This window comes from Roseomonas gilardii subsp. gilardii, from assembly GCF_023078375.1.
Lineage (GTDB): Bacteria > Pseudomonadota > Alphaproteobacteria > Acetobacterales > Acetobacteraceae > Roseomonas > Roseomonas gilardii.
In genome coordinates this window covers 1,627,466-1,640,029 of sequence record NZ_CP095554.1, presented here as the reverse complement: position 1 = coordinate 1,640,029, position 12,564 = coordinate 1,627,466, and the positions used below count along the sequence as shown (strand labels likewise).

Sequence of the window (12,564 nt, the reverse complement as noted above, 5' to 3'; positions counted from 1 at the left end):
CTCCTCATGCCAAGGGCACATGACGCTAAATTCCGCACAGAACAGAGGCGACTTATAATTTTCTAACAAGGCATTGAATAGCAACTGCCTCCTCGCTCCCCGGAAACGCCGCCGCCACAGCCTGCGGCGGCAACCGCAGGTGATCCCGCAACAGTCCCTTGGCCACCGCCCGCAGGTCCCGCGTCGGCGCCAGGTCCCGGTTCTCGAACAACTGCCCGTCGCGCAGGCCCGGCCAGTCCGCCAGCACCCGCCCGCCGGCCACCGCCCCGCCGAGGACGAAGGCCACGCCCCCGGTGCCATGGTCCGTCCCGTTGTTGCCGTTCACCCGCGCGGTGCGGCCGAACTCGGTCATCACCAGCACGGCGGTGTGCGTCCAGGCCGGGCCCATCTGCGCCTTCAGCGCGCTCATCCCACCATCGAGTTGCGAGAGGACGGGGTTCAGCCGCCGCGTCTGGTCGGCATGGGTGTCCCAGCCGCCGATCTCCAGCGCCGCCACGCGCGGCCCGTCCGGCGCCGCCATCAGCTTCCCCGCGATGCCAGCCAGGGCCAGAAAGCCGCCGCGCACCCCCCGCTCCTCCGGCAGGACCTCGGCGGCGAAGCCCCGGCCGCGCAGCCCGTCCTGCACCGCGGGGCCCAGCAGCGGGTCGGCATGCACCAGGTCCGCCACGCGGGCATAGAGGTCCGGCGCCGGGCGCACGGGCCGGGGCGGCGCCCACATCCCCACATGCTGCGGCCCGCGCATCAGCAGCGGCAGGGACAGCCCGACCGCCAGACCGAGATCCGCCTCCCCCTTCGGCCGCGCCGCGAAACCGGCCAGCGCGCGGTTGAGCCAGCCGGAGGTCAGCCCGCCGCGCTCCACGGCGCCGCTCTCCAGCATGTCCTGCGCCTCGAAATGGCTGCGGTTGCGATAGGGGCCGGCCACCGCATGGATGGGCAGCATCTCTCCCGCGCGGAACATGGCGTGCATCGCGCCCAGATTCGGGTTCAGCCCGAAGAAGCCGCCGCAATCCAGCAACCCGCCTTCCTGCCCCGGCTCCGGCATAGCGAGCGAACCGCGCAGCGCGCGGTAATTCGCATCGCCATAGGGCGCCAGGGCGGCCATCCCATCCATGGCCCCGCGCAGGATCACCACGACCAGCCGGTTCTCGCCCGGCAGCACCCCGGCCGGCATGGCGGCGAAGGCGAGGCGGGAGCGCGCGGCGACCGCCGTGGCGGCGAGGCCCAGCAGCAGGCCGCGCCGCCCGATCGGAGGAAGATGGCTCATCGGCGTTGGAACTCCGGGCTGCTGAACAGCAGGGTCAGGGCCTCCTGCGGCGAGCCCGCGCCGCGGATCGCCCCGCGCGTCTCGGCGGAGGCCAGGGGGCCGAGCGCCACCTCCGTCACCGCCATGGGGTCCTTGCGGGCGAAGCGCCCAGCCTGCTGGAAGGACCAGTCCACCCGCTGCATCGCGGCCTCGGGGCCGAGCCAGTCCTTGCCCCGGTCGGGCCAGCCATTGGGCTGCAAGGCACCCCAGATCTCCTGACCGAGGCCGAAGGCGCTCTTGAAGGCCACCTCCCCGAACTGCGCCCCATCGGTGCCGCAGGCGCGATAGACGGCGGTGACATAGTCCAGCGGCCCGCGCAGCTTGGTCAGCGGCGGGTTCCACGCTTCCGGCAGCCGCACCAGGGCGCGGGAGACGGCGCCCAGGTCGCCCTCCGTGTCCCGCAGCACCGCCTCCAGCTTCGCCACCGCGGCGGGCGGCGGGTCATCGGCCACGAAATGCCGGGCCAGCTTGGTGGCGAGATACCGGTGCGTGGCGGGGTGGGCGGCCAGGAAGCGCAGTGCCGCCTCCGTCTCCTCCCGCCCATCCACCAGCGGGCCGCCGCCGAAGCGCTGGCCGAGGATGGTCTTCACGCCCGGCTCATGCGCCTGTTCGCGATACACGGTGCCATAGGGCTCGCGGTCCCGTTCGAAGCGCCAGCCTGTGAGCAGGCGCGCGAATTCCGTCACGTCGCGCTGGGTATAGCCCGCGGCGGGGGAGACGCTGTGCAACTCCATCACCTCCCGCGCCAGGTTCTCGTTCAGCCCCCGCCCCGTCTTGCGGCCGATGGGGCTGTCCGGCCCGATGGAGGCCGCCTGGTCGAGATAGCCGAGCATCGCCGGATGGGTGGTGGAGGCGATCAGCATGTCCACGAAGCGCCCGGTCACACGCGGCCGGATCACGTCGCGGACGAAGGAAGGCACTGCGACAGTGGCCAGGGTGCTGGCACGACGGCTGATGGTGAAATGGTTGGTCCAGAAATCGACCAGCCGCTCGCGGAAAGGGGCCGGTGTGTCGATCCTCCAGGCGCAGGCGGCGATGCTCTCGGCTCGGAAATAAATGTCTACTGGCGTCACTGGTCCCGGTGGCCCCGCCGCATCCCGTTCCCGCCACACGCGGAAGCCGTCCGCGACGGTCGGCATATGGTCGAATCCCGCCGGTGGCGGAGGTTGCGGGGCTGGCTGGTCGATCTGGGCGAGGAGCCAGGCTTCGGCATCGTCGGGGACCGGCAGGTCCGGCCGCGGCCCCAACCCGAAGCGGATCGCGGCCTGGATGGATCGGGCGCTCATGCTCCGCATGATGTCACAGCGCTTGCTGCGCTGCGCAACCACAAAGAGTAACTGAACCGCTATTCATGCACTCTTTACGTGCATTCCATGCGCCCCGCCGGGCTGGCGGGGCGGTGGAATGCCGCATGCTCCCAGGCAGGCATACCCGCCTGGGATGCGGGGGTCTCAGATATGCAGCGCCCGTCCGTCCACGGCCAGCGCCGCTTCCTTCACCGCCTCGTTGAGCGAGGGGTGTGCGTGGCAGATGCGCGCCACATCCTCGGCGGAGGCCCCGAACTCGATGGCCATCACCAGTTCGGCGATCAGCGTGCCCGCATCCGGGCCCAGGATATGGGCGCCGAGCACACGGTCGTTCTCCTTGTCGGCCAGGATCTTCACGAAGCCATCCGTGGAGCCCATGGCGCGGGCGCGGCCATTGGCGGTGAAGGGGAACTTGCCGACCTTGTAGGCCGTCCCGGCCGCCTTCAGCGTCTCCTCCGTCTCGCCGACCGAGGCCACCTCGGGCCAGGTGTAGACCACGCCCGGAATGGCGGCGTAGTTCACATGACCATGCTGCCCGGCCAGGATCTCGGCGACGGCGACGCCCTCCTCCTCGGCCTTGTGGGCCAGCATCGGGCCGGCGATCACGTCGCCGATGGCATAGATGCCGGGCACGTTGGTGGCGAAATGCCCGTCCACCTTCACCCGGCCCCGCTCATCCAGCGCCACGCCCACGGCCTCGAGGCCCAACCCCTCGACATAGGGGCGGCGGCCGATGGCCAGCAGCACGACGTCGGCCTTGATCTCCTCGGCCGTACCGCCCGCGGCGGGCTCGACGGCCAGGGTCACGCCATCCTTGCCCTTGGTGGCACCGGTCACCTTGCTCTTGAGCTTGAACCTGATGCCCTGCTTGGACAGCACGCGCTCGAACTGCTTTGCGATCTCGCCATCCATGCCGGGCACGAGCCGGTCGAGGAACTCGATCACTGTCACCTCGGCACCCAGGCGGCGCCAGACGGAGCCCAGCTCCAGCCCGATCACGCCGCCACCGATGACGACGAGATGGCCCGGCACCTTGTCCAGCTCCAGCGCACCGGTGGAGGTAACGATCTGCGTCTCGTCCACCTCGACGCCCTTCAGGGGCGCGCTGTCGGAGCCGGTGGCGATGATGATGTTCTTCGTCTCGTAGGTCTGGCCCTCGACCTCGACCTTGCCCGGGGCGGTGATTTTGCCTGTGCCCTTCAGCCAGGTGACCTTGTTCTTCTTGAACAGGAACTCGACGCCCTTGACGTTGGCGCCGACCACCTCGCCCTTGCGGGCCTGCATGCGGGCGAGGTCGAGCGTGAGCTGCCCCACGCCGATCCCATGATCGGCGAAGTGGTGCGCCGCCTCCTCGTAGTTCTCGGAGGACTGCAGCAGCGCCTTGGAGGGGATGCAGCCGATGTTCAGGCAGGTGCCGCCGAGCGTCGCGCGCTTCTCCACGCAGGCGACCTTCATGCCGAGCTGAGCGGCGCGGATGGCACAGACATAGCCGCCGGGACCGGCGCCGATGACGATAACGTCGAAGCTCTCAGACATGATGGGTGCTGCGATCCTGTCAGGTGGACGTTGCGGGCAGGCGTAGCAGGGCTGGCGCCGGGCTTGAAGGGCACAGGCCACCAGGAAGACGCCCAGCCCCCGCTTATCCCGCCAGAGGGGTGCCATGACAGCCCGGCGCCGCGCCCGCGGGCGGGAAACAGGGATGCGCAAGGCACGGGTCCGGGCGGGCCCATCACTCTCCCGGTCGGTGCCATGGCCGGCCCTGGGGAAGCGGACGCATGCCAGCTTGCTACGCCACGCCGGCCGGCGTTATGAGATGTTATAACGTTTTGAAAGCCACACCCATGCGCCGCCGCACCGCCTTGCTCCTGGCCCCCGCCCTCCTGTCCCTGGGCGGCATCCTCGCCACCGGGAAGGCCCGGGCGCAGGCCCCGGCCCCGTCATCCCCCAGGCGCCTGGATGTCGTGGCGTCCTTCTCCATCCTGGGCGACATGGTGCAGCAGATCGGCGGCGACCGGGTGGCCGTCCGCACCCTGGTCGGCCCTGGCGGCGATGCCCACACCTACCAGCCCCGCCCCTCCGACGCCGCGGCGATCCGCTCCGCCGGGCTCGTGGTCCGCAACGGCCTCGGTTTCGAGCCCTGGCTGGACCGGCTGGTCCGCTCCTCCGCCACCAAGGCTCCCATCGCGACAGCCAGCCAGGGCGTGACCCCGCGGAAGATGATGGAGGAAGGCCATGGCCACAGCCACGAGGCGACCGACCCGCATGCCTGGCAGGACCTGCGGAATGGCCAGACCTATGCCGGCAACATCGCGGAGGCCCTCGCCGCGGCGGATCCCGGCGGGGCCGACCTCTACCGCCGCAACGCCGCGGCCTTCCGGGCACGCCTCGCCAGCCTGGACACATGGGTACGGGAACAGATCGCGACCGTGCCGGCGGAACGCCGCATCGTGGTCACCAGCCACGACGCCTTCGGCTATTTCGGCGCTGCCTATGGCGTGCGCTTCGAAGCGCCACAGGGCATGAGCACGGAAAGCGAACCCTCCGCCGCTCAGGTCGCCGCCCTGATCCGGCAGGTGCGGGCACAGCATGTCACCGCCGTCTTCATCGAGAACATGACCAATCCCGCCCTCCTGGAGCGCCTGGCCCGGGATGCCGGCGCCAAGGTGCAGGGCGAGTTGTTCTCCGACTCCCTTTCACCCCCGGACGGGCCGGCCGCCACCTACGAGGCCATGTTCCGGCACAATGTCGGGCTGCTGGTGCCCGCGATGCGCGGCTGAGGCCCGCAGGCCCGCTCACGGCCGGGATCTGGTCGCCGCCCCGGTTCCGAAGCCTGCGCTCCGGAACCATCCCACGACGGTCGGCGGCCGAGCGGCGCGGGCCATCCCAGCCGGGAACACGATGCAGGAAAGCCCCACCCTTCATGGACAAGCATCCATGAAAGCGACGACCTGCAATGCCCATTCATCAGATAGATCTACCAGCTGCGACCTATGTCCGCCCCGGCAACCGCGCTAGGGAGACGGCTTGTTCGAACAGGAGAGATCGGATGGATAGCGGCGCAATCGTTGTCGGCGAGCCTCATGAGGTCCGCAAACGCGTCATGGCGATCGTCGGCGCCTCCTCCGGCAATCTGGTCGAATGGTACGATTTCTACACCTACGCCTTCACCGCGCTGTACTTCGCGCATGCCTTCTTCCCCAGCGGCAACCAGACCGTGGCTCTTCTGCAGGCGGCGGCGGTCTTTGCCATCGGCTTCCTGATGCGCCCCATCGGCGGTTGGCTCTTCGGCCGGCTGGGTGACCGCAAGGGGCGCAAGTTCTCGATGCTGGTCTCGGTGCTCATGATGTGCGGCGGCTCGCTGCTGATCGCGATCCTGCCGACCTATGAGACCATCGGCATCGCGGCGCCCCTGCTGCTGCTGCTCGCCCGCATGACCCAGGGCCTCTCGGTGGGCGGCGAATACGGCACCGTCGCGACCTATATGAGCGAGGTCGCCACCTCTAAGAACCGCGGCTTCTACTCGTCCTTCCAGTACGTCACGCTGATCGGCGGCCAGCTTCTCGCCGTGCTGGTGGTGGTGATCCTGGAATTTCTCATCACGGCCGATGAGATGCGCGCCTGGGGCTGGCGCATCCCCTTCCTGATCGGCGCCGCCACGGCGGTGATCGCCCTCTACCTGCGCCGCTCGCTGCACGAGACCTCGACGGAGAAGACGCGGAACGCCAAGGGCGCGGGCACGCTGCGGGCCCTGCTGGACCACCCGCGCTCCTTCCTGACGGTGCTGGGCCTGACCGCCGGCGGCAGCCTGCCCTTCTACACCTTCACCACCTACATGCAGAAATATCTGGTCAACACCACCGGCTTCCCGGTGAAGACCGTGAGCCTCGTGATGACCGCGGCGCTCTTCCTCTACATGTGCATGCAGCCGATCTTCGGCGCGATCTCGGACCGTTTCGGCCGCAAGAACCTGCTGCTGGTCTATGGCGTCGCGGGCATCCTCACCACCATCCCGCTGCTGAACGCGCTGGGGACCGCCTCCTCCCCCGCCGTCGCCCTGGGGCTGCTGCTGATCGCCCTGGCCATCATCAGTTGCTACACCTCCATCAGCGGCGTGCTGAAGGCGGAACTTTTCCCCGCCGAGGTCCGCGCCCTGGGCGTCGGCCTCTCCTATGCCATCGGCAATGCCGTGTTCGGCGGCTCGGCGGAATATGTCGCCCTCAGCTTCAAGAACGCCGGCGTGGAGAGCTACTTCGCCTGGTACGTCACCTTCATGCTGGTGGTCGCCCTGATCTCCGTGATCCTGATGCCGGACATGCAGAAGAAGGGCTTCATGCGGGACGAGCACAGCCGCTGACTGCCGAAGCCTGGGCCGGACTGCACAGATCCTGTGCAGCCCGGCCCAGGCGCCTTGAAATTCCTCGGAAAACAGGAAGGGACGGCACGTTGACACCCGCGCCGTCCGGGGGACAGCCTAGGGGCAATCCAGGAAAGCCCCCGCGCATGACCCACGCTTTCGAACTGACCCGACGCTCCCTCATGGCCGGCTTCGCGACGCTGGCCGTGGCGGCCCCGGCCCTGCCCGGCCAGGCGCTGGCCCAATCCGGGACCGCGGCCGGGCAGGGTCCCGGGGCCCCCTCCTCGGCCATCCGCGGGGGGCGCATGGTCTTCGGCCGCTACACGGACAGCCAGTTCCTGGACCCGGTGACCACCGAGCTGAACGCCGATATCTGGGTCCTCACCAACCTCTTCGACACGCTCCTCTCCCCCAGCCCGGACGGCAAGGGGCTGCAACCGGGCCTGGCCACGGAATGGAAGTGGAGCGACGACCGGCTCGCCCTGGATCTGACGCTCCGCCCCGGCGTGAAGTTCGCCGATGGCAGCGACCTCACCCCGGCGGATGTGGCCTGGTCGCTCGACCGCGCCCGCGGCACCGGCGCCTGGAAGGACCTGATCGGCTCGATCGCGGCCATCGAGCCGGGCGAAGGCCGGGTCACGATCCGGCTCAGCCATCCGGACGCCACGCTCCTGGCTGCGCTGGCCACCTTCAACACCGGCATCATGCCGCGGAAGCTGGTCGAGGCGGCCCCGGGCGCCACGGTGGAAGACAAGATGAAGTCCTTCGCCGAGAAGCCGGTCGGCAGCGGCCCCTTCGTCCTGGTTTCCTGGCAGCGCGGCCAGACCATGCTGCTGCGGCGCAACCCGCATCACTGGCGCATGGCCGGGGACGGCAAGCCTCTGCCCTATCTGGACGAGCTGCGCTTCGACATCGTGCCAGACGACGCCACCCGCCTGCTGAAGCTCAAGGCGGGGGAGCTGGATGGCACGGAATTCGTGCCCTATGCCCGGGTGAGGGAGCTGCAGAACGACCCCTCGCTGCGGATGGAACTCTGGCCCTCCACCCGCATCCGCTATATCGGCCTGAACTGCCGCCCGGAATACAAGGGGAAGAAGAACCCGATGGCCGATGCGCGGGTGCGCCGGGCCATCAACCATGCGGTGAACAAGGACGCGATCATCGCGATCACCACGCAGGGGCTGGGCAAGCCCATGCGTTCCTTCATGTCCTCCACCACGCCCCTCTTCAGCGGCCCGGCCTCGGGCGCCCTCTACCCCTATGACCTGGCGAAGGCCAAGGCGCTGATGACCGAAGCGGGCTATGCCGACGGCTTCGAGGTGAGCTGCCAGACCGTCTCCGGCAACCAGGACGATGTGAACGACCTGACCGCGATCCAGCAGATGCTGGCCGCGATCAGGATCAAGGTGACGATTGAGCAGCTCGACAACGCCACCAAGGTCGCCCGCTACCGCGCCGGCGACTTCCAGCTCCGCACCGCGCTCTGGACCAACGACATCGCCGACCCGGCGCAGATCGCCTCCTACTTCGCCTACTACCCGAATGTGGAGAATGTGCGCTCCGGCTACCGCGACCCGAGGCTGGACGAGCTCTACCTCGCCAGCAGCAAGGAGACGGATCTGGAGAAGCGCACCGCGATGTACCAGGAGATCCAGAAGATCTACGCCGAGGCCGCGCCGATCCTCTTCCTCTACGAGACCCCTTACCCGGTCGCCTTCCGCAGGCAGGCCACCGGCTTCGTGCAGATCCCGTTGGGCAACAACCTCTTCGCGGAAGCCGCGGTCCAGCACTGAGCCGCCGGTGCTGCGCTACGCCCTGCGCCGCATCGGCCAGATGCTGCCGACCCTCGCCCTGGCGGTGGTCGCGGTCTTCTTCCTGGCGCGCGCCATGCCGGGCGATGCCGTCTCCGCCATGCTGGGCGAGCGCGGCACCGACGAGGCCCTGGCGCGCATCACCGCCGAGCTGGGGCTGGACCGCTCGGTGCCGGAGCAGCTCTGGTCCTATGTGACCCTGCTGGCCCACGGTAATCTGGGCATGTCGATCGGCGCGCGGGTGCCGGTGCTGCAACTGGTGGCGGAACGCCTGCCCGCCACGCTGCTGCTGACGCTGATGGCGATCATCCTGTCGCTGCTGCTCAGCCTGCCGCTGGCCTTCATCGCCGCGCTGCGCGCCGGGCGGTGGCAGGATGTGGCGGTGCGCAGCGGCCTCCAGGTCGGTCTCAGCGCGCCGATCTTCTTCCTCGGCCTGCTGCTGCTCACCCTTTTCGCGGCGCAGTGGCGGCTCTTTCCGGTGGGCGGCTATGGCGACACGCCGCTGGAGCATGTCTATCACCTTTTCCTGCCCGCGCTGACGCTGGCTCTCTCCTTCACCGCCGTGGCGACGCGTTCGCTGCGCGCCTCGCTGCTCGGCACGCTGCGGGCGGAACATGTGGCCTTCGCCCGCTCCAAGGGCCTGCCGGAATCCGCGGTGATGCGCTCCCACGTCCTGCGCCCGGCAGCCGCGGCCACGGTCTCCCTGGTCGGGCTGCAGATCGGTGGGCTGCTGGGCGGCGCGGTGATCACCGAGAGCGTCTTCGCCATCCCCGGCGTCGGGCGGCTGATGGTGGACAGCATCTTCGCCCGCGATTACCCGGTGGTGCAGGGGCTGACCCTGGTGCTGGCGGTGCTGGTCTCGCTGACCTTCCTGGCGACCGACCTCACCGTCGCCTGGCTCGATCCGCGCGCGACGCAGCGGAGGCGCCCATGAAGGCACTGATGCTCGGCGGTGCGATCCTCGGGGTCGTGGCGCTCTGCGCCCTGGCACCGCAGCTCATCGCGCCATACGACCCGCTCTTCTTCGACTACAACGCGCTGATGGCGCCGCCTTCCTGGGAGCATCCCTTCGGCACCGACCAGTTCGGCCGCGACGTCCTCTCCCGCACCGTCTGGGCCGCGCGGGTGGATCTGGAGATCGCCGTGCTCGCCGTGGCCGGACCCATGGCGGTCGGCGGCTTCCTCGGCCTGATGGCGGGCTATCTCGGCGGCGTCGCCGACACGCTGCTGGGCCGCGCCATGGACCTCGTGGTCACCTTCCCCTTCCTGGTGCTGGTGATCGCCATCGTCGCCGTGCTCGGCCCGGGCCTGACCAACATGTACATCGCCATCGCCATCGCCGGCTGGGTCCCCTATGCCCGGCTGATGCGGGGCGAGGTCGCGGTGGTGGCGGCCACGGACCATGTCACGGCTGCCCGCGGCCTGGGCTACGGCACCACCCGCATCCTCGGCCGCCATGTCCTGCCCAACGCGGTGCGGCCGGTCCTGGCCTATGCGGTCTCCGACATGGCGTTGGCCATCCTGCTGGGCTCATCCCTCGGCTATCTCGGCCTCGGCGCCCAGCCACCGGAGGCGGAATGGGGGGTGCTGGTGGCGGACGGCAAGAACTTCCTGACCCAGGCGCCCTGGATCGCGCTCTTCCCCGGCATCGCCGTGGTGATCTGCGGCCTCGGCTTCTCCCTCCTGGGCGACGGGCTGGCGGACCGCATGGACATCCGGCGTTGACGATGGCGGGCACCCTGACGTCGCCCGGAACCGCCGCCCTGCCCGCTGCCGGCGAAGGGCTGCGGGTGCGCGGCCTTCGCGTCGCCATGGGCCCCCTGCCGATCGTGCATGGCGTCGATCTCGCCGTGGCGCCGGGCGAGATCCTGGGTCTGGTGGGGGAAAGCGGCAGCGGCAAGAGCGTGTCCCTGCGCGCCATCCCGAACCTGCTTCCCCCCAGGGCCCGCATCTCCGGCGAGGTGCTGTGGAACGGCCGGGACCTGCTGTCCCTGCCGCCGCGCGCCCTGCATCAGGTGCGGGGGCGGGAGGTCGCGATGATCTTCCAGGAACCCGGGCTGGCGCTGAACCCGGTGATGACCGTGGGCGCGCAGATCGACGAGAGCCTGCAGGCGCATTTCCCACGCCTCGGCCGGCCCGCCCGGCGCGAGCGGGCGGAACAGCTCCTGGCCGAGGTCGGCATCCCCAGCCCGCGCGAACGCCTGGGCTCCTACCCGCACGAATTCTCCGGCGGCATGCGCCAGCGCGCGATGATCGCCATCGCCCTGGCCCCCGGCCCCCGCCTGCTGCTGGCCGACGAGCCGACCACGGCGCTCGACGTCACGGTGCAGGATGGCATCCTGCGCCTGCTGCGCCGGCTGGTGGAAGAGCACCACATGGCCATGATCCTGGTCACGCACGATCTGGGCGTGGTGGCCGAGACCTGTGACCGGGTCTCGGTGATGTATGCGGGGCGGGTGGTGGAGAGCGGCCCGGCGGTCGGCCTCTTCGCCCATCCGCGCCACGCCTATACCGCGGCGCTGCTGGGCGCCATGCTGGGCGAGGAGGCGGAAGGCGCGAAGCTCCGCCCCGTGCCCGGCACGCCGCCCTCGCCGCTGCGGATGCCGCCCGGCTGTGCCTTCGCCCCCCGCTGCACCTGGCGGATGACCGGCTGCGAGGCCGGTGTGCCGGCGCTGGAGCCCGTGGAGCCGGACCATATGGCCGCCTGCCTCGCCGCCGACCTCCTGCCGCCACGCTGGATGGAGCAGGACCGTTGAGCGCCGTCCTCCAGTTCGCGCCGCCGGGCGTGTTGCTGCGCGTCAGCGAGGTCACGCGCAGCTTCAAGGCGCCGCGCGGCGGGCGGGTGCAGGCGCTGCGCGGCGTGTCGCTCACGGTGCGCCGGGGCGAGGTGCTCGGCATCGTGGGCGAGTCCGGCTGTGGCAAGTCCACCCTGGCGCGGCTGCTGGTCGGCCTGGATTCCCCCGATGGCGGGCAGGTGAGCTTCGGCGAGGAGGACCTGGCCGCCCTGCGCGGCGCCGCGCGCCGGCGCTTCCATCGCCGGGCGCAGATGGTGTTCCAGGACCCGCACACCTCGCTGAACCCGCGCCTGACCGTGGGGGAGACCCTGGGCGAGGCGCTGCGCGTCCACGGCATCGTCCCGGTCGGGCAGATCGCCGGGCGGGTGTCGGAGCTCCTGGCCTCAGTGAACCTGCCGCCCGAGGCGGCCACGCGCCGGCCCCACGAATTCTCCGGCGGCCAGCGGCAGCGCATCGGCATCGCCCGCGCCCTGGCGGTGGAACCCGAGATGATCGTGGCCGACGAGCCGGTCTCGGCCCTCGACGTCTCCGTGCAGGCCGGCGTGGTGAACCTCTTCGCGGAGTTGCGCGAGCGGCTGGGCCTCACCCTGGTCTTCATCACCCATGACCTGCGGCTGGTGCGCCACCTCACCGAGCGCGTGGCGGTGATGTATCTGGGCAAGGTGGTGGAGGAAGGGCCGACGAAGCGGCTCTTCGCCGCACCGCGCCATCCCTATACCCGCGCCCTGCTTTCCGCCGTGCCGCGCCTCGACCCTTCCGCCGCCCCGCGCCCGGCGCCCATTTCCGGCGAAGTACCCAGCCCCCTCGCCCCACCCTCCGGCTGCGCCTTCCACACCCGCTGCCCGGTCGCGCAGTTCCCGCGCTGTTCGGCGGATGTGCCGGAACTGACCGTCCGCCAGGGCCCCTGGCCGGTGGCCTGCCACTTCCCGGGATAGCCGCGACATCAGGGCTGGAGCGGGTGGCCGTTGTGCCTCTGGCCCGGGACACTGGGCGT

The 12,564-nt window shown here is 70.2% G+C and carries 10 protein-coding genes; 7 read left to right on the top strand and 3 right to left on the bottom strand.

Features of this window, described 5'->3' with window-relative positions; all coding sequences use genetic code 11:
• Positions 1 to 52: 52 nt before the first annotated feature.
• From MVG78_RS07365 to lpdA, 3 genes are all read right to left on the bottom strand, one after another.
• On the bottom strand, positions 53 to 1,264 hold the full coding sequence (locus tag MVG78_RS07365) for a DUF1501 domain-containing protein (RefSeq protein WP_247559542.1): 1,212 nt from the start codon (positions 1,262 to 1,264) through the stop codon (positions 53 to 55).
• Positions 1,261 to 2,589 (bottom strand): DUF1800 domain-containing protein, encoded by a 1,329-nt coding sequence (locus MVG78_RS07360; protein WP_247559539.1) that lies wholly within the window; start codon positions 2,587 to 2,589, stop codon positions 1,261 to 1,263. The genes MVG78_RS07365 and MVG78_RS07360 overlap by 4 nt, the downstream gene beginning before the upstream one ends.
• Before the next feature lie 165 nt (positions 2,590 to 2,754).
• Positions 2,755 to 4,146 carry a dihydrolipoyl dehydrogenase gene (lpdA, locus tag MVG78_RS07355; protein WP_247559537.1) on the bottom strand — a complete coding sequence of 464 codons (1,392 nt, stop codon included), beginning with the start codon at positions 4,144 to 4,146 and terminating at the stop codon, positions 2,755 to 2,757.
• A 305-nt stretch (positions 4,147 to 4,451) separates the two neighbouring features.
• Between lpdA and MVG78_RS07350 the strand changes: the two genes are divergently transcribed.
• From MVG78_RS07350 to MVG78_RS07320, 7 genes are all read left to right on the top strand, one after another.
• Positions 4,452 to 5,387 carry a metal ABC transporter substrate-binding protein gene (locus tag MVG78_RS07350; protein WP_247559535.1) on the top strand — a complete coding sequence of 312 codons (936 nt, stop codon included), beginning with the start codon at positions 4,452 to 4,454 and terminating at the stop codon, positions 5,385 to 5,387.
• 269 nt (positions 5,388 to 5,656) lie between these two features.
• Positions 5,657 to 6,964 carry an MFS family transporter gene (locus MVG78_RS07345; RefSeq protein WP_247559533.1) on the top strand — a complete coding sequence of 436 codons (1,308 nt, stop codon included), beginning with the start codon at positions 5,657 to 5,659 and terminating at the stop codon, positions 6,962 to 6,964.
• A gap of 146 nt (positions 6,965 to 7,110) precedes the next feature.
• Complete coding sequence (locus tag MVG78_RS07340) at positions 7,111 to 8,757, top strand: ABC transporter substrate-binding protein (RefSeq protein ID WP_247559531.1); 1,647 nt, start codon at positions 7,111 to 7,113, stop codon at positions 8,755 to 8,757.
• A gap of 7 nt (positions 8,758 to 8,764) precedes the next feature.
• Positions 8,765 to 9,709, top strand: a complete 945-nt coding sequence (locus tag MVG78_RS07335; protein ID WP_247559529.1) for an ABC transporter permease — start codon at positions 8,765 to 8,767, stop codon at positions 9,707 to 9,709.
• Positions 9,706 to 10,500, top strand: coding sequence for an ABC transporter permease (locus MVG78_RS07330; RefSeq protein ID WP_247559527.1), 795 nt, complete (start codon positions 9,706 to 9,708; stop codon positions 10,498 to 10,500). The genes MVG78_RS07335 and MVG78_RS07330 overlap by 4 nt, the downstream gene beginning before the upstream one ends.
• Before the next feature lie 2 nt (positions 10,501 to 10,502).
• Positions 10,503 to 11,531 (top strand): ABC transporter ATP-binding protein, encoded by a 1,029-nt coding sequence (locus MVG78_RS07325; RefSeq protein ID WP_247559526.1) that lies wholly within the window; start codon positions 10,503 to 10,505, stop codon positions 11,529 to 11,531.
• On the top strand, positions 11,528 to 12,505 hold the full coding sequence (locus MVG78_RS07320; protein ID WP_247559524.1) for an ABC transporter ATP-binding protein: 978 nt from the start codon (positions 11,528 to 11,530) through the stop codon (positions 12,503 to 12,505). The genes MVG78_RS07325 and MVG78_RS07320 overlap by 4 nt, the downstream gene beginning before the upstream one ends.
• The last annotated feature ends 59 nt before the right edge of the window (positions 12,506 to 12,564 follow it).